The sequence below is a fragment of the Nocardia sp. NPDC003482 genome, from assembly GCF_053588115.1.
Genome location: NZ_JBSFPI010000001.1, coordinates 630,140 through 655,403 on the forward strand (window position 1 = coordinate 630,140; position 25,264 = coordinate 655,403).

General features: G+C 70.6%; 24 protein-coding genes and 1 pseudogene. 16 read left to right on the plus strand and 9 right to left on the minus strand.

All coding sequences use genetic code 11. The features are described from left to right. Positions 1 to 4 precede the first annotated feature (4 nt). Together ACWDSJ_RS02890 and ACWDSJ_RS02895 are read left to right on the plus strand one after the other, a co-directional pair. The gene (locus ACWDSJ_RS02890) at positions 5 to 958 is read left to right on the plus strand and encodes an acyl-ACP desaturase (protein ID WP_450028956.1); all 954 of its coding nucleotides are present in this window, start codon (positions 5 to 7) and stop codon (positions 956 to 958) included. Next, positions 951 to 1,403 (plus strand): SRPBCC family protein, encoded by a 453-nt coding sequence (locus ACWDSJ_RS02895; RefSeq protein WP_450028957.1) that lies wholly within the window; start codon positions 951 to 953, stop codon positions 1,401 to 1,403. Before ACWDSJ_RS02890 ends, ACWDSJ_RS02895 begins: the two co-directional genes overlap by 8 nt. On the opposite strand, the gene ACWDSJ_RS02900 is transcribed toward ACWDSJ_RS02895, so the two are convergent. From ACWDSJ_RS02900 to ACWDSJ_RS02925, 6 genes are all read right to left on the minus strand, one after another. Further along, entirely contained in the window at positions 1,363 to 2,310 is a 948-nt protein-coding gene (locus ACWDSJ_RS02900; protein WP_450028958.1) for a helix-turn-helix domain-containing protein, read from the minus strand. The genes ACWDSJ_RS02895 and ACWDSJ_RS02900 overlap by 41 nt on opposite strands. A 35-nt stretch (positions 2,311 to 2,345) precedes the next feature. Beyond that, positions 2,346 to 2,492, minus strand: coding sequence for a hypothetical protein (locus ACWDSJ_RS02905; RefSeq protein ID WP_450028959.1), 147 nt, complete (start codon positions 2,490 to 2,492; stop codon positions 2,346 to 2,348). A gap of 200 nt (positions 2,493 to 2,692) precedes the next feature. After that, complete coding sequence (locus ACWDSJ_RS02910) at positions 2,693 to 3,847, minus strand: helix-turn-helix domain-containing protein (RefSeq protein WP_450028960.1); 1,155 nt, start codon at positions 3,845 to 3,847, stop codon at positions 2,693 to 2,695. A 33-nt stretch (positions 3,848 to 3,880) separates the two neighbouring features. Next, positions 3,881 to 4,342 (minus strand): NUDIX hydrolase, encoded by a 462-nt coding sequence (locus ACWDSJ_RS02915; protein WP_450028961.1) that lies wholly within the window; start codon positions 4,340 to 4,342, stop codon positions 3,881 to 3,883. A gap of 56 nt (positions 4,343 to 4,398) precedes the next feature. Next, positions 4,399 to 4,548, minus strand: a complete 150-nt coding sequence (locus ACWDSJ_RS02920) for a hypothetical protein (RefSeq protein ID WP_450028962.1) — start codon at positions 4,546 to 4,548, stop codon at positions 4,399 to 4,401. Next, a complete protein-coding gene (locus tag ACWDSJ_RS02925) occupies positions 4,545 to 4,691 on the minus strand; it encodes a hypothetical protein (RefSeq protein ID WP_450028963.1) in 147 nt (48 codons plus the stop codon). Before ACWDSJ_RS02925 ends, ACWDSJ_RS02920 begins: the two co-directional genes overlap by 4 nt. Positions 4,692 to 4,983: 292 nt before the next feature. On the opposite strand from ACWDSJ_RS02925, the gene ACWDSJ_RS02930 reads away from it, so the two are divergent. Then, positions 4,984 to 5,727, plus strand: coding sequence for a helix-turn-helix domain-containing protein (locus tag ACWDSJ_RS02930; RefSeq protein ID WP_450028964.1), 744 nt, complete (start codon positions 4,984 to 4,986; stop codon positions 5,725 to 5,727). A gap of 13 nt (positions 5,728 to 5,740) precedes the next feature. Here ACWDSJ_RS02930 and ACWDSJ_RS02935 read toward each other — a convergent pair whose 3' ends face one another. Beyond that, positions 5,741 to 10,069, minus strand: a complete 4,329-nt coding sequence (locus ACWDSJ_RS02935; RefSeq protein ID WP_450028965.1) for an nSTAND1 domain-containing NTPase — start codon at positions 10,067 to 10,069, stop codon at positions 5,741 to 5,743. Positions 10,070 to 10,217: 148 nt separating this feature from the next. On the opposite strand from ACWDSJ_RS02935, the gene ACWDSJ_RS02940 reads away from it, so the two are divergent. Together ACWDSJ_RS02940 and ACWDSJ_RS02945 are read left to right on the plus strand one after the other, a co-directional pair. After that, a complete protein-coding gene (locus ACWDSJ_RS02940) occupies positions 10,218 to 10,766 on the plus strand; it encodes a hypothetical protein (RefSeq protein WP_387357813.1) in 549 nt (182 codons plus the stop codon). Positions 10,767 to 11,370: 604 nt separating this feature from the next. Beyond that, positions 11,371 to 11,757: pseudogene (locus tag ACWDSJ_RS02945) on the plus strand (DUF6545 domain-containing protein); the annotation flags it as partial. A gap of 192 nt (positions 11,758 to 11,949) precedes the next feature. Here the strand turns inward: ACWDSJ_RS02945 and ACWDSJ_RS02950 are convergent. After that, the gene (locus ACWDSJ_RS02950) at positions 11,950 to 12,639 is read right to left on the minus strand and encodes an ester cyclase (protein ID WP_450029024.1); all 690 of its coding nucleotides are present in this window, start codon (positions 12,637 to 12,639) and stop codon (positions 11,950 to 11,952) included. Positions 12,640 to 12,682: 43 nt separating this feature from the next. Between ACWDSJ_RS02950 and ACWDSJ_RS02955 the strand changes: the two genes are divergently transcribed. After that, entirely contained in the window at positions 12,683 to 13,831 is a 1,149-nt protein-coding gene (locus tag ACWDSJ_RS02955; RefSeq protein ID WP_450028966.1) for an FAD-dependent monooxygenase, read from the plus strand. On the opposite strand, the gene ACWDSJ_RS02960 is transcribed toward ACWDSJ_RS02955, so the two are convergent. Continuing rightward, positions 13,780 to 14,211, minus strand: coding sequence for an XRE family transcriptional regulator (locus ACWDSJ_RS02960; protein WP_387357820.1), 432 nt, complete (start codon positions 14,209 to 14,211; stop codon positions 13,780 to 13,782). The two genes, ACWDSJ_RS02955 and ACWDSJ_RS02960, sit on opposite strands and share 52 nt — an antisense overlap. A gap of 152 nt (positions 14,212 to 14,363) precedes the next feature. Here ACWDSJ_RS02960 and ACWDSJ_RS02965 point away from each other — a divergent pair, with 152 nt between their 5' ends. From ACWDSJ_RS02965 to ACWDSJ_RS03010, 10 genes are read left to right on the plus strand one after another with little or no spacing between them, the layout of a single operon-like run. Continuing rightward, entirely contained in the window at positions 14,364 to 15,371 is a 1,008-nt protein-coding gene (locus ACWDSJ_RS02965) for a polyprenyl synthetase family protein (protein WP_450028967.1), read from the plus strand. A 13-nt stretch (positions 15,372 to 15,384) separates the two neighbouring features. Beyond that, positions 15,385 to 16,608, plus strand: coding sequence for a geranylgeranyl reductase family protein (locus ACWDSJ_RS02970; RefSeq protein WP_450028968.1), 1,224 nt, complete (start codon positions 15,385 to 15,387; stop codon positions 16,606 to 16,608). Positions 16,609 to 16,627: 19 nt separating this feature from the next. Beyond that, positions 16,628 to 16,918: a hypothetical protein gene (locus ACWDSJ_RS02975; protein ID WP_450028969.1), complete on the plus strand. Its 291-nt coding sequence runs from the start codon at positions 16,628 to 16,630 to the stop codon at positions 16,916 to 16,918. Further along, entirely contained in the window at positions 16,915 to 17,937 is a 1,023-nt protein-coding gene (locus ACWDSJ_RS02980) for a pyridoxal phosphate-dependent aminotransferase (RefSeq protein WP_450028970.1), read from the plus strand. The genes ACWDSJ_RS02975 and ACWDSJ_RS02980 overlap by 4 nt, the downstream gene beginning before the upstream one ends. Continuing rightward, complete coding sequence (locus ACWDSJ_RS02985; protein WP_450028971.1) at positions 17,934 to 19,040, plus strand: UbiA family prenyltransferase; 1,107 nt, start codon at positions 17,934 to 17,936, stop codon at positions 19,038 to 19,040. The genes ACWDSJ_RS02980 and ACWDSJ_RS02985 overlap by 4 nt, the downstream gene beginning before the upstream one ends. Then, positions 19,037 to 20,371, plus strand: a complete 1,335-nt coding sequence (locus tag ACWDSJ_RS02990) for a cytochrome P450 (protein ID WP_450028972.1) — start codon at positions 19,037 to 19,039, stop codon at positions 20,369 to 20,371. Before ACWDSJ_RS02985 ends, ACWDSJ_RS02990 begins: the two co-directional genes overlap by 4 nt. An 11-nt stretch (positions 20,372 to 20,382) precedes the next feature. After that, on the plus strand, positions 20,383 to 21,396 hold the full coding sequence (locus ACWDSJ_RS02995) for a methyltransferase (protein WP_450028973.1): 1,014 nt from the start codon (positions 20,383 to 20,385) through the stop codon (positions 21,394 to 21,396). After that, a complete protein-coding gene (locus ACWDSJ_RS03000; protein WP_450028974.1) occupies positions 21,393 to 22,022 on the plus strand; it encodes a DUF6875 domain-containing protein in 630 nt (209 codons plus the stop codon). Before ACWDSJ_RS02995 ends, ACWDSJ_RS03000 begins: the two co-directional genes overlap by 4 nt. After that, entirely contained in the window at positions 22,007 to 22,708 is a 702-nt protein-coding gene (locus tag ACWDSJ_RS03005) for an ABC transporter ATP-binding protein (protein ID WP_387357838.1), read from the plus strand. The genes ACWDSJ_RS03000 and ACWDSJ_RS03005 overlap by 16 nt, the downstream gene beginning before the upstream one ends. Then, positions 22,705 to 25,194 carry an ABC transporter permease gene (locus ACWDSJ_RS03010; protein ID WP_450028975.1) on the plus strand — a complete coding sequence of 830 codons (2,490 nt, stop codon included), beginning with the start codon at positions 22,705 to 22,707 and terminating at the stop codon, positions 25,192 to 25,194. Before ACWDSJ_RS03005 ends, ACWDSJ_RS03010 begins: the two co-directional genes overlap by 4 nt. Positions 25,195 to 25,264: the final 70 nt, after the last annotated feature.

Here is a 25,264-nt window from a genome sequence, read left to right on the forward strand (position 1 = left end):
ACCCATGACGACGACCGAACTCACCCAACTCGTCCTGCTGCGCGAACTGGAACCCGTGGTCGAGCGCAATCTCGACCGGCACCTGTCGCTGGCCAAGGACTGGCAGCCGCACGACTACGTCCCCTGGGACGAGGGCCGCAACTTCGCCGCGCTCGGCGGAACCGATTGGGAGCCCGGCCAATCCAGACTCGGCGAGGTCGCCAAGGCGGCCATGATCACCAACCTGCTCACCGAGGACAACCTGCCCTCCTACCACCGCGAGATCGCCGAAAACTTCTCCCGCGACGGCGCGTGGGGCACCTGGGTGGGCCGCTGGACCGCCGAGGAGAACCGGCACGCCGTCGTCATGCGCGACTACCTGATCGTCACCCGCGCCGTCGACCCGGTCGCCCTGGAACGGGCGCGCATGACGCATATGACCACCGGATTCTCCTCCACCGACGTCGGCGCCGACCGCAGCCTGCTGCACTCCGGCGCGTACGTCACCTTCCAGGAACTCGCCACCCGCGTCAGCCACCGCAACACCGGCAAGGTCTGCGGCGACCCCATCGCCGACCGCATGCTCCAGCGCGTCGCCACCGACGAGAACCTGCACATGATCTTCTACCGCAACCTGTGCGCCGCCGCCTTCGACCTCGTGCCCGACGCCATGATGGCCGCCATCGACACCATCGTCCGCAACTTCCGCATGCCCGGCGCCGGGATGTCGGACTTCCGCCGCAACGGCGCGCTCATGGCCAAACACGGCGTGTACGATCTGCGGCAGCATCTGGAGGAGGTGCTGTTGCCGGTGTGCAAGCAGTGGAAGGTGTTCGAGCGCACGGATTTCGGGGGTGAGGGTGAGCGGGTGCGGGATTCGTTCGCGGCGTATCTCGAGGATTTGGCTCAGGTGAAGATCCCCCGGTTCGAGGAGCAGCGGGACCGGTTGCTGGCGCGGGAGGCTCGGCGTCATGGGTAGCACGCGGGTCGATGTCGACTTCGTGGTCGACGCGCGGGTGGAGACCGTCATGGCGGCCTTGGCGGATCTGCGTCGGATGCCGGAGTGGTCGTCATTGCACCGCAATGTCTCCGTCGAATCGGTCGACGCCCAGGGGAGGCCGACCCGCCTCACCGTCGATGCCAGCTTCGGGCCGCTGGTCGACCATGAACTCATCGAGTACGAGTGGGACGGCATCGTTCGCATGAGCTGGAACGTTGTGCAGAGCACTTATCTTGCTGTGCAACGGGGTTCGTACACGTTGCGGCCCGACGGGGAGCGGACGCGGGTGACCATGGTGATGGAGATCGAGGCGAAGTTCGCCGCTCCGCGGATGATGGTGAAAGGGGTGCAGTTGGCGGCGTCGCGGACGGCGAGTAAGCGGTTCAAGGCGTTCGCTGAGGCGTATTCGGTTGCGCGGGGATGATATTCGGGGTTTCTCGATAGGTTCTCGCTGTTTGCCGCAGCAGTTTCCTGCTCTCCTCCGGGCTCAGCGCCGCGCCTTCCAGAGCGAGGAAGCTCGCCCGATATTCTCGAAGATCCGCTTCGGCGTGGAGATAGATCGCGCGTCGGTAGATCGCGATATGGACGACCGAGTGCTCTCCCGGCGCCTGAGTTTCGAAGTCCAGCAGGGAGAATGGGCCGGTCCGAACTCCGAGAGGCATCCCTGCCGAGTCGGGCAGGATCCGCACACTGATATTCGGCCGCGTGCTCATATCCGCCAGATGGGCGCACTGCTGGAACATGACCCGGGCATTGCCGACGGCTCGCCGTGCGGCCGACTCGTCGAGGACCAGGCGATACCTGATCGGGTTGTACTTGCGCGTGATCAACAGCTTCCGTCGCATTCGCCGCTCGACGCGCCGCGCGATCTCGTGATCGGACTCGTTCCGATGTGCGAGTTTCACTAGAGTACGGGCGTATTCGGGGGCTTGCAAGATCTTCGGTATCTGATCCTGATAGGACGTCAGCCCGTCCGCTGTAGACTCCAGCCCGGAATAGAAGTCGAAGTCACGGGGAATGAGCTCGCCGTACTTGTGGACCCATACCTCCGAATTAGGCTGTCGAGCAAGCACTTTGAGCGCTTCGGTAGTGGTGTCGTCCGCCCCACAGATCTGGCAGAACTTCTCGACATCGGCCGGATCGACGGTGACGGTTGCCGCAGTCTCCATCCGCTGCACAGTCGTCGTCCCCTTGCCGATGAGCTGCGCGACATGAACCATGGTCAACCCAGCGCCCAAACGCAGATCACGCAGTAGTCTGCCGAGTTCGCGACGAGGGACAGTCACTCCGATTCGCGCAAGGCCGTGCTCCGATGTGTCGATCCTCCGCATGTGAAACCTCCGATCGGCAATGAAACAGCTAGGAGTTATTCCTCGGCCTCGCGTTCGATGCGTTCGCGAATGGCGTCGACCGAGTTGTGTTTGGGCGTGCGCGACGGCCAGTAGGCGATGAGGGGGTAGATCACGAGCGACCCGACGGCAGCGAAGACGAATGTCCAGAAGAAGCCGATCACGCTTCCCCCTCGGTCCGGCCACAAGGCGCGACAAGAATCTCCGATAGCACGACCGCGGACGTCATCATGGCTGCTCCGTTCGACTCTGGGCCTCCGGAGGCGGAGGCAGTAACAGCCTCCCCGCAACACAATCAGCGAAACAATGTCACTTCCACGCCTTATCGACCCGAGGTGACATTCATCCCACGAATAGCCGACATTCAGTAATCGAGCTTGATCGCATTCGCCAGCTCCCGCATCTCGGGCGTCAAGGTCCGTCGCCGACCGACGATCTGCCCCAAAATGTCACGCGCATAGCGTTGCTGCACAAGCCATTCCGGTGCGGTGCGCTGGACGACGCGGAACTCCTCGAGCGCCTCGGAGTAGCGTCCCATCTGCGTGTGGGCGTTGGCGACATCCAGCTTGTGGCGCATTCGGCTTGCGCCCGCCGGTTCTATCGAGGGCGCGGGGACCTTTGCGGCTATCGCGAGGGTCTTCTCCGGCTCGTGAGCGATGACGAATGATTCGGCGGCGATGTACGAGACCTCGAGAGGCCCGAAGGTGCGGCCGAGGAGTCGTTCGACGTATACGTCACGGCCGATGCGGGCTGCCGCCGCGCGGGCCAGGGCGAGGGCGTCTTCGACCTCGTGGGGCTGGTTGTCGCGCACGGCCGCGTTCGCGATCTTCAGCCACAGGCGTCCCCACATGCCCACGGATTGCAATGTGGCGCGGGAGAATCGGGGTTCGATGTCGTCGGCCCACTGGACGGCCATGGTGCGGGCGTCGTCCAAGCGGCCTTGGCGCAGGAGTGCCCACAGGTGGGTGTCGATGGCGGTGGCTGCTTCCACGGCGGTCTCGGACGCCTCGAGGGCGCGGTCCAAGACCGTGTCGGCGGCCTCGAACTGGCGGGTCTGCGCGAGGAGGGACGCGACCATGTTGAGGGTCTTGAACTTCAGATGCCGTGCGTCGTCCAGGGCTTCGACGTCCCGAATCAGGTTGGGGAGCAATGCCGTGACTTCGCGATATCGATCATCGGCGATCATGGCTTGCACGGTGTCCAGCATCGCTTGGACACCTTCGGGAGTGGCGGGTTCGTCGGGGTCGGTCATGTTGCCGTGCAGGGCGTGCAGGACGGGTTGCCACTGGGATTGGGTGTCGCTGTCGGGTATTTCGTAGTCGGGGGTGGTCTGAAGCGCCGAGGTCCGGAGGTTCATCGCGACCGCGAAGGAGCGCAGCGTCTCCAGACGGGGTTCGTAGCCGCCCTGTTCGATTTTGCGCAGCTGGGACAGCGATACGCCCGCCGCGCGAGCCAGATCGCGTTGCGTCATACCCGCCCTTTTCCGGGCGTTTCTCACTCGCTCGCCGACCACGCTCATGTACACCACGTTACGACGGTCGTGTCCGTTGATTCAGGGATTCGGTGATCGACCAGCGAACCGAAGGTTTTTCAACAGATTCGTGCCATCATGCGCCCGCACCTTCGGTTCGCCGCCGTCGAGAGCGTCCAGCACACGGATGGCGAAGGCAGGCACCATCGCTTCACGAACTTCGTCCGCGGTCATCCATCGGACCTCGCGCGCTTCGTCGGTCGGGTCAGCTACCCCGGCCTCGGCCGTGCAGCGGAACACGAGGGCGACAATGCCCGCGGCCAGGTTCTTGTAGACGCCGGTGAGCCGGTCGACCTGGACGGTCAGGCCCGTCTCCTCGGCGACTTCGCGGCGGACGCCGTCCTCGAATGCTTCGTCCAGTTCGAGCACGCCACCGGGCGCTTCCCAATGGCCGTTGTCAGCGCGCCGAATCACGAGCACCCGGTTGTCGCCATCGACGACGATGCCGGACACGCTGACGGAGTGCTTCGGTAGGTCGACCATGCGGCCCTTTCCTCGTGTTATTCGTCGGTCTCTTGGTCGATAGATTCGTGAGGATTCTAGTTGTGGAGTGCGGCAAGGACTTCCAACATCACGTCCACCGGCGCGAGTTGTTCGTAGACATACCTGGCTCGATGGGCGCGCGGCGTGCGGCGCGGCAACATCCACCCGCCCGCTACTGTGGTCATGGCCGCTTCGTCCGATGTCATTTGTTGTCCTCGCGTTCGATGCGGCGCCGAATGGCGTGTACCGACTTGTCGCAGGGCCGACGAACCGGCCAATAGGCGATGATCGGGTACGCGAGGAGCGACCCGACCACGGCGAAGACGAATGCCCAGAGGAAGTCGATCACGCCTCCTCCTTGGCCAGATCCGGGCGGTATGTCGTCCAATCGCGCAGTGCCGCAGAAGGTTTCGTCATGGCTACTCCATTAGGCTCGGGGCGGCGACCGTTGCGCCGCGCTGGTCGTAACGAACGCCTTGGCTGATGCGAGCTCCCATTGGTTCCAGGTGTCCGGAGGGGGGTCCGGCGATGAAACCACCGCCCACGTTGCCGCGAACGTCGTGACGAAGCGACGACGCGCTCGGCGTCAATTCGCCCCCGACGGGGGCGACATTTCGGCGTCATTTGGTTAGGCTCTCGGCATGGGTATGCCGAATACGGCTCTGCGCGCGGTACGGAATGCCCGCATGATGAGCCAGGACGATCTGGCGCGAGCCTTGCGTGAGGTCGGTTGCGTGAGTGCGACTAAGCGGCTCGTGCAGCGGTGGGAGTCGGGGGCGACGGTCAGTCCGCGGCCCTCCCATGCTCGGGCTCTGGAACAGGTGCTGAAGCTGCCGATCGAGAGCCTCGGGTTCGGTGCGGTGATGGCCGGGCGCTCGTTGTCGGGTGATCCCGGCGGACACGATGTCGCGTCGGCGATCGGTGCGGTGCCCGCCGAACGTCATCCCGGTGCGGCGGCGACGCAGCATGCCGGGGGCTTCAACGGTGTGTGGTTGTCGACCTACGAATTCTACTCGTCGGGACGTCAGCGGACGTTCACCTCGTCACACTATGTCGTGCTGCTCCAGCACGGCGACCGGCTCACGGTGCGGAGTCTGCCCAACAGCGCGGCGGGGACCCTCGAAATGGATCTCACCGTCGACGGGCACATCGTGACCGGCGCCTGGATGGAAATCACTGCGCCGCAGGGGTATTACAAAGGCGCGAGATACTCCGGGGCGATTCAGATGCTGACTGAGCTGACCCACACCCGCCTTGCGGGCAAGTGGGTCGGCTACGGCAAGAACTTCGAGATCAACACTGGCCCGTGGGAACTCGTTCTCCAGGACCGGTCGACGTCCAAGGCCACCATCGACGCCTACGATCGTCCGCCGAGCGGCGAGTGAGCTCGCCACCGCGTCAACATTCCCCCCGACGCGGATAATCCCGCGAAATCCATTCCCGCCATTCACTTTCCGTGATAGGCGCGGGCAGCTTCCCGCACAAGGCGCGAGGATCCGGGGACAGGATCGGCACCCGGTCCACACTACCGAGCGTCACCAGAACCAGGTCGTGACCGTCGGTGGCGATGCGGCGAATTCCGCTGTCCTCGTGGGCGATGATCACGGGGGTGGGGTCGGTGCGGCGCCAGTACCAGGCCGTGCCCTCGAGGCCGCCGATGGTGAGGGCGGAGCCGTCGGGGCGGAGGGTGAGGGTGTCGATCGGTTGGGGGAGGCGGATGGTGCGGTCGATGGTGGCGTGGTGGGCGATGAGGAGGTTGCCGGTGTTGTCGGCGACGGCGATGGTCGAACCGTCTGCGCTGACAGCCACATTGGGCTTGTACTCGGGCATGGGGAGGGTGCGCGGTGGTTGCGTGGTGTCCGTCGGGACGATGGTGATGTCGGCGCCGGTGATCACCGCGGTCGAGCCGTCGGCGCTGAGCGCGACGGCCGAGACGCCGTCGCGCATTGTGAGCGTTCGGGTGGGGCCGCCGCGCCGGATCACGGCCACGGCGGAGTGGGCGGCCGCCACGACGGCGGTTCCGGTGTCGCTGACGGTCACCTTCTCGACCTTCGAGCCCACCGACACCGGCTGGTCGAGCGTGCCCTCGCGGACGATGTGCACCTGCCCCTGATCGTCGCCCGCCGCGACGGTCGACCCGTCGGCGGCGACGGCGAGCACACCGACCGGATTCGGCAGCGGGACAGCGCGCGACGGCGATCCGGTCCGATAGACGAACAGCGTCGGCGGATACGCGGCCGCGGCCGCGATGGTCGAGCCGTCCGCGCTGACGCCGACCGCCGTGAACCGCCAATACGTCCGGACGACCGGCCCGGGCGGCACCAGTACGATATCCGGAGCGTTCCGGCGCAGAATCCGTAGCTTTCCCGCACCGTCGCCGATGACGATGACACCGCCGTCGCCGCTCACAGCGAATCCGACTGTCCCCCAATTGGTTACGTCGAGTCTGCGTTCCGGCGCGTCCGCCTGAGTGATCAGCAGCGACCCCGGCGGCCCGGCCCGCACGAGGGTCGAACCATCCGCGCTGACCCCCGGATCCGACAGCGATGACGTGGCCAGCAGCGTCCGGCGCGGCACGGCCGGGCGGACATCGAACAGCACATCGCTCGCCGCCGCCGTGACCGTGGAGCCGTCGGCGGCGACCCGCACCGCGCCGATCCGGCCCGGAAGATGCAGCACCTCGTCCGGGGTCCCGGCGCGCACGACCATCAGCATCCCCCGCCCGTCCCCGGCCGCGACCACGCCGCCGTCCGCGCTGATCCCCAGTCGCTCAACGGAATCCGAGAGATCGCGGGTCCGATCGGCCTCGCCGGGGCGGGACACGACCACGTGCCCGCTGTCGTCCGCGGCGGCGACCGCGCCGCCGACCGCGTCGATGGCGAGGTGATGAACCGCCTTCGCGGACCGGAAGCGCCGCTCCGGTTCGCCGTCGCGCGTGACGACGACCTCGCCGTCGACCCCGCCGACGGCGAGGGTGGATCCGTCGGCGCTCACCGCCAGCGCCGTGCCGCCGCCGCCCGGAACGAATCGCTGATCCGCCCCGTCCCGGAACACGTACAGGTTCGCGTCGTCGTCGCGCGCCACCACGGTCGAACCGTTCGCGCTCAGCTCGACGTCCAAGAAGTTGCCGATGATCGAGGACGTGCGGGCGGGCGCGCCGTCGCGGGCGATCGACAGTGTTCCATTGTGTACCACGGCGATCGTGGATCCGTCGGCGCTGACCCGCAGGTCCCAGATCTCCGGGGCGTCCTCCCGGCTCCGCACGGGCCGCCCGGCGTGCGCGATGTAGAGGGTGCCCATGGCGTCGGCGGCCACCACGGTCGAGCCGTCGGCGCTGACCGCGACATGGGTCGGCCGGTCCTGGAGGTCGAGGTACTCCTCCGGCGCGCCGCGGCGGAGGACGAGCACCCGCGTGTCGTTCGCCGCGGCGACCGTCGACCCGTCGGCGCTGACATCCAGCGCCTTCGGCGGGAACGGCAACCGCCGCACCTTGTCCAGGTGCCGAAGCTCGTACTGGGCGTTGAGGACGTCCCGCTCGGTGGCGTCCGGGGCCAGGGCGTGGGCGGCCAGAATCTGGTGCAGCGCACGGAGATCGCCCTCGGTCCGCGCCCCCGACCGCATCTGCCACGCCTGATCGACGAGGCGGGCGGCGATGGCCTCGCGGGCGCGGGCATCGGCGCGGTCGCTCTCCCGCGATCGAAGGGCGAACGCCGTGATCGCCAGGACCAGGGCGACGACGACCACCGCCGCGGCCGCGCCCAGCGCCCGCGCGCGTCGCCGCATGGCCTCGGCGTGCCGCCGCGCCACCTCGGCCTGCCGTCGGGCCTCCTCGAGTTCGGTTGCGGCACGGCGATTTTCGTGGTCCCGGGACGCCTCGAGCAGATCGGTCACCGGCCGCAACCGGTCCCGGTATCCGGGCAGCGCGGCGAGTTCCTCGGCGTCGGTCAGCCGGGAGCCGGTCAGTAGCCATTCCGTACCCCGCCCGTGCCGCCGCCAGTCGGCCGCGTCCCGTTCCAGCGCGTCCGCGGCGCGCAAGATGTCGGCCTGCTCCCGCAGCCAGCCCGCGAGATCCGCCCACTGCCGCAACAGGCTTTCCAACGCCACCTCGACGGTGGTGTCGCTCCCGCGCCGATCCTTGACCAGCAACCGGCGCTCGACGAACCGATCGATCAGCGGCCGGGCGTCGTTCGGCAGATCCGCGTAGCGCGCGATCCGCCGCACCGGCTCGGTGGCGTCGGCGGGGAAGGCGGCCAGCCACGGAACGAACGCCGAACGCAGCAGCGTCAACTCGGCCGCACGCCGGTCCGGTTGCCGGGACAGGATGTCGTCGATCTCGGCCGCCACCACCTTGTCGATACCGCCGATCTCGCGATAGTTCTCGGGGGTGATGCGCCCCGTAGTGCTCCCGTAGTCGCGATACAGCTTCGCCAGCGTCAAGGCGAGCAGGGGCAGGGTGTCCGCCCCGCCCCGGCAGTCGGTGAGCAGTCGCTCGATCACCTCCGGATGGATAGCGAGCGGGCGGCCGGTGGCACTCGCGCGCCGGGCGGGTTCGGTGATGATCTCGCGAAAGCGTTCGCGCTCCAGCGGTTTCAGCTCGTCGAACAGGTCGCTGGTGACACCGGCCAGGGGCAGGGCGGATTGCATGCGGTCGTAGTGATCGGTGCGGACGGCGACAACGAGAACCAACGGCACCGCCTGCTCGGCCAGGATCGGGCCCAGCAGCTCCAACGCCGCCGCACCCTCGGGTCCCGCGTCGGCGGTGAACAGTTCCTCGGCCTGATCGATCGGCAGCACCAGCGTCGGATCGGAACGGCCTGGCAGCCGCGCCGTGGCGGCGGCGCGGATCTCGGTCAGCCAGCCCCGCAGCGCCTCGGAATCGCGCTCGGCGAGAACGGCTTTGATGTGGCCGAGCGTGGGTGTGGACAGCCCCAGGCGCGCGCGGGCGGTGTGCACGGCCGCGGCGAGGCCGTGCTCGCCGGAAACGGCGTGCCGTTCGGGCCGGATCGTGCCGAGCAGCGTGAATTCCCGGTCGTCGCGGGCGAGCCGGGGAATCAGCCCGGCGCGCAGGAACGACGATTTGCCCGAACCGGATGGGCCGAGGACGACGAACGCGCCTCGCCCGTCGCGGCGCGCGGTCCGCAGGCGATCCAGCCCATGCAGAATCTGCTGATCTCGGCCGAAGTAGACGGCGGCGTCGACGGCGTCGAAGGGATCCCAGCCGCGATAGGGCGCGCGGTCGCGATCGTCCGGGGGCGGCCAGGGGAATCGTTGCGCGCTGATCCCCGCCTCGCGCAATCCGTCTCGCAGGCGGTGCAGCCCGGCCGTGCGGAAGGTGATCGTGTGGCCGGTGTCCTCGATCCGGATGTCGGTCGTGGGTCCGGGTCCGGTCAGGTCGGTGCGCTGCCACTCCCGGGTGGTGTCGAAGGAGACCGGCTCGAGCCTGGCCACGAAGACCCGCTTGCCGAGAAATTCCGCCGTGCGGTACTCGCCGACGCATTCGCCCGAGGCGAGCCAGTGCGCCGACACCAGGCACACCACGGCCTCGCAGCGTGCGGTGAAGGCGGTCAGCGCGTCCTTCCAGCGCACCCCGGCGGGCAGCCCGGACCTCGGATGGATATCGAGGAAGATCTCCTCCGCCAGCTCGTGATCCTGCTCGACCAGCCACTGCCGCAACGCCAGCGCGGCCGCGTTGTCCCGGCTGGAGTGGCTGAGGAAGATCCGCGTCATCGTCCCCCTCACGACTGCTGGCGCATCATCGTATCGCCCCGCGACAGCCCGTGTCACCGCAAGCCCCCAAAAGCCGGGGCCGTCGACGACCCGTCCGCGGGTGCGGAAAGGGCTTGGTGTACACAACGTTTCACGAAAGAATCAGGAGGTGGCAGCCATTCGTGGGATCGGTGGAAGATTCGAGGGCGGGGCGGCGCGGGTGACGCGGCGGACGCTGTTGGAGGTGCAGCAGCGGGCGGCGCGGTTGCAGCCGTTCACCATGGCGGAGTTCGGGCGAATCGTGTTCGGTGTCAGCGGGATTCCGCTCCGGATCGCGGCCAGCCGGGAGCTGCCGGTGGCGGTGGCCGGGCGCTGGGTGCGCACCGCGGCCGGGGACCGGATCGAGTACGACGCCGATCTGCCCGAGATCGCCCGCATCAACACCGTGTTGCACGAGGCGGGGCACATCCTCTACGGCCATGGCGGCGTCGCGGATCGGCTCGACGCGGGGCAGGCGTTCTGCACGGTGGTGGGGCCGGAGGCGATCGAGCGGTTCGCGCGGGTGCGGTATCGGTCGGTGTACGACTCCGACTCCGAGCGCGAGGCCGAGGCGTTCGCCCGGCAGACGCTGCGCAGCATCCTGTGGAGTGATGTCGACACCGACGAGTCCGCCGGGCTGCGGGCGGGGCTCGGGTTCCCGCGTACGCGAATCGGCTAGGCGCATGGCGGTTTTCGACGCGGCGGTGGCGTTGTTCGTGCTGGTGGGCGCGGTCGGGCTGATCCGGCAGCTGCGGCCGCAGGGGGCGCGGGCGCGGCGGACGCCGGTGTTGATCCTGGTGCTGATCGCGCTGAGCTATCTGCTGCTCACCCCGGCCGTGGAGGCGGTGTTCGCGCCGATCCGCGACAACACCGCGTATCTGCTCAGCAATCTGTGCGCGATGAGCGCGATCGTGGTGACCATGATGTTCTGGCGGTTGCAGTTGGTCGCCGCTCCGCCGCGCCGGTCCCGGGTGCTGCTGGTCGCCGCGCTGTACGCCGCGGTCGCGGTCGTGCTGACCTACCTGTTCGCCACCTCACCGCAGCGGCCGCACGGCGCGGGCTTCGCGCGCGAGTTCGCGGGCAATCCGCGAATGCAGCTCTACTGGATTCTGCAAGCGTCGGTGCTGATTCCGACGCTGCTCGCGCTGGCCGGGGTGGCGGCCCGCGCCCGCACCCGCGAACGGGCGTGGCGGCGCGGGCTGCTCGGGCTGCTGCTCGGCGCGGCCCTGCTGCTCACCGTGTACGAGGTGTGGGCGCTGGTCATCGTCGTGGTGTGGCCCGCCATGCCGCCGTCGTGGGCGCAGTTGCTCACCGCCGCGCTGCAACTGGTGGTGAGCGCGCTGCTGGTGGCGGGGGTCACCGGACCCGTCGCCCTGGGCGCCCTGCGCGGCACCCGCCTGGCCCGCTCCTACCTGGAACGACTTGCGCCCCTGCATGATTGGCTCACCACCCGCTATCCGCAGGTGCGCTTCGACGCCCCCGCCAGCAGACGGGCCGAGAGCCGGGTCACCGATATGCTCATCGAGGTCAGCGACGGCCTACGCCTACTGCAACGCGACGCGCCCGCCCTGGCCGCGGCCATGCGCCTCGACCACGAGTCCGTACGCACCACCGCCGCAGGCGGCCCCCACCACATCGCCTACGAACTCGCCGCCGCCCAACACTTCTCCTCCCTACCCTCACCACCGCCCGCAGTCGCGGAATACGAACGCGCCGCGCCCCAGAGTGTTCCTGCCACGCCCTCATCGCCGCCAGCGGTCACCGGATGCGAACCAGCCGCGTCCCAATACTATTCGGCCCTGACCTCACCGACGCCCCCGGAACCCGAAATCCGTGCGGCCGAACGCGTTTCGCCCCCAGTCTCACCGCCGCCCTCGGTCGTGGAACCGGAAGTAGGTGCGCAGCGCGGGCGCGCCGAGCCGTTGCATTCGGATGCCGAGCTGGAACAGCCGACCCCGCGGATCGGGCAACATGCCGAATTGCCTGCCCAGTTCGATGAGGTCGAAGGTGCTGGTCCAGCGGGACAGCAGGCCGTCGCGCAACTCGTAGATGTCGACGCCGCGATTGTCGAAACGTCGTCCGGTGGGGGCCATTCCGAGGGGCGAACAGCCGCCGCTCATGTCGCCGGTGAAGGTGCCGCGCATTCGCCAGGGGACCGCGAGGCTGGTGCCGTCGAGGGTCAGGTGTGGGGGGCCGGCGAGTTCCCAGCGGACGTCGGGGAATGCGCGCAGCAGGGTGGCCACCGCCGCGCGCAGGCCGGGGGTGCCGACGGCGGGCTCGCCGCAGAGGCCGGGGTCGATGAGGATCACGTCCTCGGTCATGAGTGCGAGCACTGCCTCGGGGTCGTAGCGGTCCCAGGCGTCGAGCCAGCGGGTGAGCCACTCGCTCCACACGCGGGCGTGTTCGACGGCGTGCCCGGCGAACGATTCGGCCTGTGCCGGAAGGGATCTCGCGATTCCCCGTGAGTCGGCGCCGCCGACGAGCGTCGGTGGCAACCATGCGGTGTCGATGCTCATGCCGCGATCCCCAATCCGTATGACATGCCAAAGCATAGAATGTATGCTCTGGCAAAATCAACCGCGCGGAGGAGGTCCGGTGGCGAACGAGCGCGGCAGGGTCGGCATCGTCGGCGGCGGCATCGCCGGGCTGGGCGCGGCGATCGCCCTGCGCGCGAGCGGCTGGGACGTCACCGTCTACGAGCGCGCGGAGCGGTTCACCGAGGTCGGGGCCGCGGTCTTCCTGTCGGGGAACGCGGTGCGCGCGCTCGACGCGCTCGGCCTCGGGGACGCGGTGCGCGCGCACGCGGTCGCGAATCGGCCGTGCGCGGTGCGCAATTCGCGCGGACGGCTGCTGTTCGGCGTGCACCTGGACGACTTCGTGGGCGGACTGGTGGCCATCCACCGGGCCGACCTGATCGCCATCCTCGCGGCCGCGGTCCCCGACGACTGTGTGCGCCTGGGCACCCGGGTGCTCGGCGCGGACGAGACGGGTCGAATCGAGACCGATTCCGGCACAACCACATACGACTTCGTGGTCGCCGCCGACGGGGTGCACAGCCGCCTCCGGCAATCCCTGTGGCCGGGCACGCCGGTGCGCCGCACCGGAATCCTGTCCTGGCGTTGGGTTCTCGACACCCCTGCCCCGGCGAACGCCGGATTCTTCTGGGGCCGCGACGCGGAGTGCGGGGTGGTGCCCATGGTCGGGGATCGGACCGTTGTCTACGCCGCGGCCCGGTCGCCGATCCTCGACCCGGACCATTTCCGTACCTGGCCCGCACCGGTGCCGGAGCTGATCGCCGGGGCGGGTGCGGATCGGGCGGTGCGCGCCGAACTGCTCGAGATCGCGGTGCCGCGCCGGTTGTGGTTCGGTCGCGTGGTGCTGCTCGGCGACGCGGGCCACGCCATGCTGCCCACGCTGGGGCAGGGCGCGTGCCAGGCGCTCGAGGACGCCGTGACGCTGGCCGCGTGCCTGCCCGATCCGGCCCGGTACTCGGCGCTGCGCAGGCGGCGGGTCGCGGCCCTGAGTTTCGCCGCGCGCCAAGGGATGCGGCTGACCGGACCCGGTTCGGCGACAGCGGCCGCGATGCGCGACGCGGTGCTCGCGGCGACCCCCGATCCCGTGGTGCTGGTCGCGCTGCGCGCGGTGAGCCGCCGCGCGATCGGGCGGTGGAGTCCGCCGCCCGCGCCCGCGGCCTACGCGGTCTCCTCCGGCAGGTCCGGGGGATCGGCGGGCAACCCCTCCTGAACGCGCAGGAATTTGAGGTAGTCGATCAAGGAGGCCAACGACTGCTGCGACAGATCCATGGCACGGAACGCGACCGCCCGCGGCCCCGGGGCGGTGCTCAGGCGCAGATACTCGATCTCCTGGCGGCCGCGCTGCCACGCCTCGTCATCGATGAAGAACCGGATGTCGACGCCGAACGCGGCGGCCAACCCCGTGGCGTGCTTGAGGGAAGGGTTCTGCTTCAGCCCCGAACGCAGTTGCGACACATACACGGCCGAGATGGGATAGCCGAGATCGGTTGCGCGGCGGGCGATCTCGTCGGCGGTGAAGCGGCGTCCCTCGTCGTTCGGCATCGTCCGGAACAGGTATTCGAGCCGATCGGAGAAGGCGCCCTCCGCCATTCCACACTCCCTGCTGATTCGAGGCCGGACCGAAGGTTCATGCTACAGCATAGCGGTCGTGTGACCCGAGTCACAGCGACGCCGAAAGCGTGCCGTATGCCACAGCACTATTGCTATGCTGTGGCATACAATCACGCCGGAGGGTGGGGAGCATGAGTGTTCAGGTACGGGACGAGGCGGGCGCCGGTGTCGAGGGGTCGGTGTTCGAACCCGTCACCGAAACCATGGCCCGGGTCGAGAGCCTGCTGCTGGAATCGCTGTCGGCGGGGGAGGCGTTCATCGCCGAACCCGCTCTGCACCTGCTGAATTCGGGCGGTAAGCGGTTCCGCCCGCTGGTGACGGTGCTGGGCGCGCGGTTCGGCACGGACCCGGACGGACCGGCCGTACTCGCCGCGGCCGCCGCGGTGGAGATGATCCACCTGGCGACCCTGCATCACGACGATGTCATGGACGAGAGCGCGGTCCGTCGCGGCGTGCCGACGGTCAACGCCCGCTGGTCGAATACGATCGCGATCCTGTCCGGGGACTATCTGCTCGCCCGCGCCGGGCATCTGCTGCTCGACCACGCCGAGGAACGGTCGGTACTGGCGAAGATGCACGAGACCGTCACCGCGCTGGTGACCGGGCAGATGCGCGAGGCCACCCGCGCCGACAGCTGCTACGACGCGCAGATCTACTTGCGCACCATCCGGGAGAAGACGGCCGCGCTGATCAGTCTCGCCGCTTGGGCGGGCGCGACGCTGGCGCGCACGCCGCCGGAGATCGCCGCGGTGCTCGAGGAGGCGGGCGACCGGCTCGGCATGGTCTTCCAGATCGCCGACGACATCCTCGATCTCACCGTGCCGACCGATCGGCTCGGCAAGACGCAGGGCCTGGATCTGTGCGAGGGCGTGGCCACGCTGCCGGTGATCTACGCGCTCGACGAGAACACCGCCGCCGCACGGGAACTCGCGGCCCTGCTGGCCGAACCCGTCGAGGACGCGGAAACCCTTGCCCGCGCGCTGGATTCGATCCGGCGCACCGACGGCCTGCCCCGGGCCGCGGCGACCATGGCGCAGTACGTCGAGCAGGCGCAACGGCTGCTCGACGGGCTGCCCGCCTCCCCGGCGCGCGCCGCCTGGGGACGGTTGATCGACTTCGCCGCCGCGCGGACGCACTGAGAGGACGCGAGCCATGAGGAAATACGACATCGCCGTGATCGGCGGGGGACCGGCGGGCGCGGCGGCCGCGTGGCAGGCGGCGACCGCGGGGGCGTCGGTGGTCTGCGTCGACAAGGCCGAGTTCCCGCGCGACAAGCCGTGCGGCGACGGGCTGACCCCGCGCGGGCTGAGCATGCTCGACCGAATGGGGTTGAGCGCGGCCATGGAACGCTTCCCCGCGATCGACTCCGTCCGAATCCGCGGGCACAGCGAATGGCGGGTGCGGTGGCCGGATCGGCCCGGATTGCCCAGCCTCGCGCGCACCGCGCGGCGACTCGAACTGGACGCCCTGCTGCTCGCGCACGCCGCGGCGGCGGGCGCGGAGGTGCGCGCGGGCTGCGAGGCGCTCGGCCCGATCCTGGAGGGGGACTTGGTGACCGGCGTCGAGACGCGCGGCGGCGCGATCCGCGCCGATGTCGTGATCGCCGCCGACGGGGCGTACTCGCCGATCAAGAAGCGGCTCGGCCTGCGCACCCGCATCACCGGTACGACGGCGGTGGCGGCGCGGGCGGAGATGCCGTCGCTGCGGCCGGACGATCCGTGTTTCGAGGTGCATATGCCGTTGCGCCCCAACGGCCGTCCGATTCCCGGCTACGGGTGGGTGTTCCCGCTGGGCGACGGCCGGATCAATGTCGGGGTCGGGTATCTGACCACCTTCCGGGGATGGCGGGACGGGAATCTGGTCACGATCCTCGACGACTTCGCGAAATCCCTTCCGGCGGAATGGAAGTTGCCGGACCTGGGCGAGCTGCGCAGGTCCCGGGGCGTGCAGGCGTGGCGGTTGCCGATGGGCTTCACCCAGTGGCCGCCGTGGCGGCCGGGTCTGCTGCTGGCCGGGGACGCGATGGGCGCGATCAAACCGTCCAGCGGCGGCGGCATCTCCAAGGCCCTCGAGACGGGGATGGAGGCCGCGCTGTGCGCGCTGGACGCGCTGGACGGCAAAGGGCCGCACGACTTCTCGAACTATCAGCGGCTGCTGCGCCGCCGATACGGGACGCAGTACGCTGCGACCCGCCTGGCCTATCGGATCGGCGGCAACCCGTTCATGGTCGGCCTGGCCTTCGGCATGTTCGACCACTCCTGGGTGCGGCGGCTGGCGCTCGGCGGGCTGTACGGGCCGTCGGCGGTCGCGGGCTACGCGACCGGGCCGTCCGACGCGGCGCCGGAAACCGATGCGGCGCAACGCGTCGCGGGCTGAACCGGAAGGGACAGGGCACATGGGACTGCTGTCGAAGAACCCGCTGGAGACGCTGGCGCGCGCGGAGCGGACGCTGGTCGACGCGGAATCGGTGCTGCGCCGGGTGGAGGACACCTTCGCGCGCACCGAATCCGCCCTCGACGTGGTCGGGGAGACGGTGGCCGGGGCCGCGGCCACGATGGCCCGCTCCGAGGTCGTGCTCGCCGCGGTCGACGAGCGGCTGGCCGAGCTGACCGCGTTGCTGGGCGAGGCGGTGACGCTGCTGCGCGGGGTGCGGTCGGCGACGGGCGAACCCGAGGAGGCGGCGTGAGCGCGCCCCCGGCCACCCGCGCGGACGTGGCATTCGACCTGTCGCGCAACGAGATTCCGCACGGCGTGCCGCCCGGGGTGCGGGCGGCGGTGCGGGCCGAACTGGACCGGCTCGCCCGCTATCCGGAGCCCCTCGCCCGCGAGCTGTGCGCGGCCGTCGCCGAGCACCTCGGCGTCGCCGAGACCGAGGTCTTCGCCGGGCACGGCAGTTCCGGGGCGCTGACGACCGCGCTGCGTCTGGTGTCGTGGCCCGGCGCGGACGTGGTGTTCGCGACGCCGAGTTTCACCGGATACGACGCGTTGGTGCGGGCGGCGGGCGCGAGACCGCGGCCCGTACCGGGACGGCCGGGGGCCTGGCAGCCGCTGGCGGCGATGGGCGCGGCGATCGACGCCGACACCGTCGCCGTCATCGTGACCTCCCCGCACAATCCGAGCGGGGAGGCGGTCCGCGCCGACGCGCTGGCCGCGTTCCTGGAACAGGTACCCGCCGCGGTGCTGGTGGTGCTGGACGAGGCGTATCTGGACTTCGATCAGGACTACCAGCGCGCCGACATCCTGGCGCTGGTGGCCGCGCACCCGAATCTCGTTGTGACGCGGTCGTTCTCGAAGGCGCACGGGCTGGCCGCGCTGCGCGTCGGCTACGGGGTGGGGCATCCCCGGCTCATGCGGCGGCTGCGCGCGACCCTCGTCGCCTACGACGTCGGCACGCTCGGGTCGGTCGCGGCCGTCGCGTCGCTGGGGTATCCGGACGAGCTGGCGGGACGGGTCGCTCGGGTGCGTGCGGTGCGCACCGAGCTGGTCGCGGTGGCGCGGGCGGCCGGTTTCGCCGCGCCCGATCCGTACGGCAATTTCGTCTGGCTGCCCACCGCGGACAGTGTGGCCTTGACATCCGCGTTCGCCGCGAACGGTGTCGCGGTGTGCGATTATCCGGGCCTCGGGGTGCGGATCACCGCGACCACACCGGCGTCGGTGGCGGCGGTGGCCGAGGTGCTCGATCGGTTCGCGCGGCGGGGCCGATGACCATGGTGACCTCGGCGCGTGCCTTCACCGATTTCCAGCGGCATCCGCGGCACATGTCCTTCGCCGACTTCCTGGCGTTGACGCCGGCCGAGCGGATCTGGCTGGCGCGGCGGTCCGGGGACGGCGATCCGGAACTGCCGGTGGCCGATCGGGTCCGGGTGTTCGTGGCGTTCGCCCGGCCGCGCACCTGTGTGCCGATGATCCTCGCGTTCCAGCTGGGCCTGGAATTCGCCGGGATACACCAGGATTGGCGGACCGCGCTGGGCTCGGTGGCGTTCTTCGCGATCGGGATGATCGCGAACCTGTTCAACATCTACTCCGATATCGGTGAGGACAGCGCGAACCTGCCGATGCGGGTGTTCCGGCTGATCGGCTACGGGCGGGCGCGGCTGCTGCGCGACACCGTCGCGCTGTGTGCGCTCACGCTGCTGGCCGCGGCGTTCTCGACGCCGCTGTTCCTCGGCGCGGTCGTGCTGGCGTTGGTGGGCGCGCATCAGTACTCGCTGCGGCCGCTGCGGCTCAAGGAACGGCCGGTGCTGGGGATTCTGTTGTTCGCCACGGTCGTCGCCTATCCGTTCGTCAGTATCGTGGCGCTCGCGCCGGACGCGCTTGCGCGCCTGGGGGATTGGCGGCTGCTGGTGGCGGGGCTGTATCTGCTGGTGTGGTTCTGCGCCAAGGGCCTGGTGAAGAACGTGCCCGATTTCGCGGGCGACGCCGCCGTGCGGCTGTCCACCTCGGCGACGGTGTCGGCGTCGCGGGCGCGAGCGGCGCGCACGGCGGCGGTGGTGACGCTGGTCGTGTACGCGGGGGTCGCGGTGCCGATCGCCGTGGGCGCGTTCCCGATTCGAGTGCTGTTCGCCCTGCTGTGGTTGCCGGTGATCGCGTGGCAGGGAGTGCGGCTGATCCGGGCCGATACCATGATCGCGGGGAACGCGGTGCTGCGCACCGACATGCTGGTGTCCACAGGCTTCCTCGCCTCGCTCGTCCTGCTCATCGATCCCGCCCCCGCGAATATCGCGGTGGTGGCGGTGGGGGCGGTGTTGATCGTGGTCGCGGATCTGTTGCGCCTGGACAGCCGCACCGAGCGGGACGCGGCCGCATGAGCGGGCTCGATCATCTGCCGGGTCCGCCGGGGCGGCCGCTGCTCGGCTCGCTGATCCCGTACACCCGCGATCGCGGGGCGTTCGTGCGGGAGGCGCTGCGCGAACACGGCGATGTGTGCCGGGTGCGGCTGCCGGTGCGCGACGCCGTGCTGATCGGGCATCCCGAGGACGCGGCCCGCTATCTCAACGACACCTCCGGTGGTTTCCAGAAGCTCGGCTATCGCCTGCCGCTGCGGAACCTGGTGGGCGGGGTGGCATTTCAGGAGGGGGAGCGGTTCCGCGCCAAGCGCAGCGCCATGGCGTCGATGTTCGCGGGGGCCTCGCTGGCGGGGGCGTTCGGCCGGGCCGCCGACACTATCGAGGACCGCGTGGACGAGGAGATCGCCGCCGCCCGGGACGCAGACGTCGTCGATCTGCAACGGGTGGTGTCGCGGCTGGTGCTGGCGGGTCTGCTGGCGGCGCTGTTCACCGAGCCCCTGCCCGCCACGCAGGTGCGCGTCGTCGATCAGGGATTGCGGTTGGCGACAGCGGTTTTCGGGTTCATCCGGCTCACGGGCGGGCCGCCGAACCTGGTGCGCGGCCCGGACCGGGTGCCGCCGCACGCGGTCGTGCGCCTGTACCGGACCGTGGCGGCGCGGGTGCGGGGGCGGCGGGCGAGCGCGCAACCGTACGACGATCTGCTCGCGGCGATGCTGGAGCTGCACGCGCGCACCGGGTCGCCCGCCGACGATCTCGGGGTCACCAATGAGCTGGTGCTGTTGCTGTCGGCGTCCTACGGGGCGATGACCTCGGCCGTCACCCACACCTTCGCGCGGGTGCTCGCCGATCCGGCGGCGACCGAACGGCTCCGCGCGGAATGCGCGACGCTCCCGCCGGGGCCGGGCATCGAGGCCGTGCGCGACTTGCGCTGGGCGCGAGCGTGTTTCGAGGAGGCGCTGCGGTTGCAGGGGTCGGCGCCGCTGCTGCGGATCGCGGCGAGGCCGTCGATCGCGCGCGGCTACCGGATCCCCGCGGGGGTGCCGCTGGTGTTCCCGCTGGCGGTGATCCACCGCGATCCGCGCTGGTGGCCGGAGCCGGATCGGTTCGCGCCCGAGCGGTTCCTCGACTCCGCGCCCCGGGAGCGGCGGGCGGGACCGGTGTATCTGCCCTTCGGGACGGGGCCGCATCGCTGCCTGGCCGCCCAATTGGCGTACGCGCTGGTGCCTTTCGTGCTCGCGGCGATCCTGCGCCGGTACCGTCCGGCGCTGCCGCCGGACTGGACGATGGTCGAGCGACCGGGGCTCGCGCCGCTGCTGGCGGGCGGGCTGCCGGTGCGGCTCGGTGACCGATGAGGAGGGACGCGATGCGGGACACCACCGACGCGCTGGCGGTGCGGCATCTCATCTACGGGCGGCTCGTCTCCGACGCGGTGTGCGCCTTCGCCGCCCTCGGACTGGCCGAACGGATCGGCGAATCCGGCTGTAGCGCAACAGAGTTGGCGTCGTCCGCCGATCTGCATCCGGGGCGGTTGGCGGATCTGCTGCGGCTGCTGGCCGCGTACGATCTGGTCCGGTTCGACGGGGAGCTCGTCCGGCTCACCGCGCGGGGGCGGTGTCTGCGCGCGGCGCACCCCGCCTCGGCGCTGCCGACCGCGCTGCTGGTGCGGGAGGTGGTGGGTCCGGCGTGGGGCGCGCTGGAGATCACGCTGCGCACCGGGCGGCCCGCCTTCGACGCCGTCTACGGGCGGTCGTTCTTCGCCGAGATCGACTCCGATCCCGCGCTGCGCGCGGTCTTCGACGAATCCCAGGCGCGCGGAGCCGAATCGGATCTCGGCGCCGTCATGGCGCGGGTGGCCGGACGCGGGCACGTCGTGGACCTCGGCGGCGGCGACGGTTACCTGCTCGCCCGGCTGCTCACGGAGTTCCCCGCGCTGACCGGGACGCTCGTCGATCGACCCGCCGCCGTCGAACGCGCGCGGGAACGCATGCGGGACAATGGTTTAGCGTCCCGCTGCGACTGCGTGGTGGGTGACTTCTTCGCGCCGCTGGACCTCGCCCTCGGCGCGGGCGAGCTGCTCATCCTGCGGCACATCTGCCACGACTGGGACGACGACGCCTGCGTGGCCCTCCTCACCCGCTGCCGCGCCGCCCTCGGCCCGGGCGCGCGGCTGCTCGTGGTCGAACACCACCAGCCCGACCCGGACGCCGACATCGACCCCACGGCCGCCCTCATGAGCCTCTACATGGCGACCGTCACCTCCGGTCGCGAACGCACCCTCGCCGAATACGAGAAGCTGCTCGGCGCGGCCGGTCTGACCGTGCTGGACAGCAGTGCCGCCGGTGGGGTGTGCGTCATCGAAGCGGGGGCGGACCGGTGAACCTCCGGCTGCGCGAGCCCGAACCCGAAGTGGCGCGGGCGCTTTCGCGATGGCTGACCGAACGGGTCGGCAGGCCGCACCCCGACCTCGGGCGGGACGGACCGATCTGCCCGTTCGTGCTCCCGGCGCGCAAGGCGGGCGCGCTGACGCTGCTCGAACATCCATGGCGGGGGCCGCACGAGGCGGCGCGCATGGCGGAGCTGATCGTGGCCGTCGCCGAACGGTTCGAATCCGTCCCGGGGCGGGGCGATCTCGACGCGCTGCTGGTGGTCGTCACCGGGCTGCCGCGGGAGGCGTGGTGGCTGATCGACGAGGGACATCGGCAGGCCAAGACCGCGGTGGTGGAGCGGGGGCTGATGGTCGGGCAGTTCCATCCCGACTGCCGCGCACCGTCGGTGCACAATCCGCTGTTCGCGGTGAACACCGCGCCGTACCCGCTGTTCGCCCTGCGGCGCATGGCCGTGCACGACATCCTGTTCCTGGCCGAGGATCCGCGCTGGTTCCGGCGCTACCGGGAACTGTTCGGGCACCGGTTCACCCCGGCGGGCCGCGTCGGCGAACCACTGCGCGCCGCGTACGCGCGGGCGTGCCGGATCGAGCGGGAGGCGTCGTGGATGTCGAGTTGACCGAGGTGGTGCGCGAATACCGGATCGGCGGGCAGCGCGTGCGCGCCCTCGACGGGGTGGATCTGCGGCTGACCGGATCCCGGTTCGTCGCGCTGGTCGGTCCGTCCGGGGCGGGCAAGAGCACCCTGCTGCACCTGCTGGGGGCGCTGGACTCGCCGACCTCGGGACGGGTGCTGATCGGCGGCACAGACATCGGCGGGCTCGGCGACGACCAGCAGGCCGACTTCCGTTTGCGGACGGTCGGATTCGTGTTCCAGGACTTCCACCTCATGCCCACCCTGTCCGCGTGGGAGAACGTGGCCCTGCCGAGGATGCTCGCCGGGCAGTCCGTGCGACGGGCCCGCGCCGAGGCGACCCGGCTGCTCGCGCGCGTCGGCCTCGGCGACCGCGCCGCGCACCGCCCGGCCGAACTGTCCGGCGGTCAGATGCAGCGGGTCGCCATCGCCCGCGCCCTCATGATGGACCCGCCGATCGTCCTCGCCGACGAACCGACCGGAAACCTCGACACCGCAACGGGTTCGGCGATCCTCGACCTGCTCGCCGACCTCGCCCACGAATCCGGCCGCCTCATCGTCCTGGTCACCCACGACCACGACGCCGCCGCCCGCACCGACCGCACCATCACCCTCCGCGACGGCCGCATCGTCGCGGACACGGGGGCGCCGACGCTGCGGGAGGTGTCGTGACGGGGGGCTTCCTCGCTCGGATGCGGGTGCTCACCTGGCGGGATGTGGCCGCGCACGGCGGGCGCAGTGCGGCGTTGGTGGTCGTGCTCGGGGTGGCGGCGGCGTTGCTGGTGGCGGTGGTGACGACCTACTCGTCGCTGGTCGGGTCGGCGACGGCGTTGAATCGGAGCATTGCCGGGGAGTCGGATCTGGCGGTGCTCGGATATTCCGATACCGGGTTCGATCAGGAGCTGGCGGCGACCGTGGCGCGGGTGCCGGGGGTGGCGGCGGCGGTGCCGTTGTTGCGGAGCACCGTGGGCGGGGCGGATCCGGTGACCGTGCTCGGGGTCGATCCGTCGGTGGCGCGGCTGCGGTCGCCGTTGCAGGCCGCGTTGACCGCGCAGCTGCGGGCGCATCCGGAGTTGCTCGGCGGCGACGCCGTGGTGGTCGGCGCACAGATGAATCTCGCTGTGAGGCAGACATTCTCGCTGGGGGAGCGGCGGATGAGGGTGGCGGCGGTGGTGCCCGCCGACACCGCGGGGCGGATCAACGGCGGTCGTTTCGTCGCCGCGCCGCTGCCGTTGGCGCAGCGCGTCGCCGATCGGGCGGGGCAGGTCGACGCCGTGTTCGTCGTCGCCGGGCCGGGGGTGGCGCGGGGGGAGTTGCGGGACCGGATCGCGGCGGCCATCGACGACCGCGCCCTGGTCACGGCCGCGGATCTGAACTCGGCGCAGGTGCGCAACGCGCTCGTGCTGACCCGAAGCATCACCCTGCTGGTGGCCGCGGTGTCGCTCGTGGTGGCGGCGTTCCTCATGTTCAACGCCATGACCATGGCCGTGGCGCAACGGCGTCCGATGATTGCCGTGCTGCGGGCGGTGGGGGCGCGGCGGCGGACGGTGGCGGCCGATCTGCTCGTGGAGGCCACGCTCATCGGGGTCGCCGCGGCGGCGGTCGGGATTCCGCTGGGCCTGCTGCTGGCGCGGTGGGCGATCGGGCGGACGCCCGGATTCCTGGTGCAGGTCGTCTCGGCGCGACTGGAGTACCAGCTGACCCCGGCCGTCTTCCCGGTCGCGCTGGTGATCTGCGTCGCCACCGCCGTCGCGGCGAGTCTCATTGCCGCGCATCAGGTTTCACGGATCGCGCCGACCGAGGCGTTGCGGGCCGCGGATCTCGCTCCGGGCGAACCGTTTCCGCCGCGGCTGCGCGTCGTCGCGGCGCTGGTGGCGGTCGCGGGGGTCGCGCTGGCGGCGGTGATCGCGGTGCGGGCGCAGTCGGTGGCCGTGGTGGCGGCGGTCGCGGTGCTCACGGGTGGACTGCTGGCGCTGGGGCTGGCCGTGGCCGGGCCGGTGGTCGCGGCGGCGGGATGGTTGTGCCGGTGGGCCGGATCGCCCGGGCGGATGGCCGCCGCATCGATCCACCGCGCGCCGCGCCGGACCTGGGCCACCGCCATGAGCGTGGGGGTGGCGGTCACCATCGGCATCGCGGTCAACGGGTCGCTCGGAGATCTGGTGCGGTCGGCGAGCGGCACCTTCGAGCCGTTGCGCGGCATCGATCTGCTGATCACCGCCGCCGGGCACGACGGTTTCCCGACCACGCCGCTGCCGCCGGACTGGGCGGCCCGGGTGCGGGCGACGCCGGGGGTGGCGACGGTGGCGGGCGGGCAGTGGGCCTATGTCACCCTCGGGGACCAGCGCGTGCAGGTCGCGGGACTCGCCGACGGGAATCCGAATATCGCCGGACTGCTCGATCCGGGCGTGCGGGCCGAGGTGCTGGCCGGACGCGGGGTCGTGGTGTCGCGGCTGCTGGCCGACCGGTCCGGCATCCGGGTCGGGGACGAGCTGGCCGTGGGCACCCCGACCGGGATACACCGCGTGCCCGTGCTCGGCGAATTCGGTTATCTGTCCATCGACGCCGGGGTGATCGGCATGAGCCTGGACGGTATGCGCGACTGGTTCCGGCGGCCCGGATCCACTTATCTCGCGGTCACTTTCGCGCCCGGGGCCGACGCCGCGGCCGTGCGGGCGGCGGTGCGCGACGACCTCGGCGCGGGCGCGGAACTCGCCACCGGCCGCCAGGCGTACGCCGCCAGCCTGGTCAGCGTCGATCAGGCCGGGGCCTTCGCGGTCGGGCTGCAATGGATCGTGGCGGTGCTGGCCGCCTTCGCGGTCATGAACACCCTGCTGCTCGCGGTCGTGCAGCGCCGCCGCGAGATCGGCGTGCTGCGCGCCATGGGCGCGCGGCGGCGATTCGTCACGCGGCTGGTGCTCGTCGAGGCGCTCGCGGTCGGCGTGGTCGGCGGCGGCATGGGCGTGCTCGGCGGGGAGGCGGTGCACGTGCTGGCCGATCGGGTGCTGCGGGTGCTCGCGGGCATCGACGTGCGCTACGACCTCGACCCGATCGCGTTGTGGTCCACCGGGATCGCGCTGACCGTCTGCCTGCTCGGCGCGGTGCCGCCCGCGATCCGGGCCGGGCGGCTCGACGTCATCGACGCGATCGCGGCGGAGTGAAATCGAGGCGTGCTCGACGTCATCGACGCGATCGCGGCGGAGTGAAATCGAGGCGTGCTCGACGTCGTCG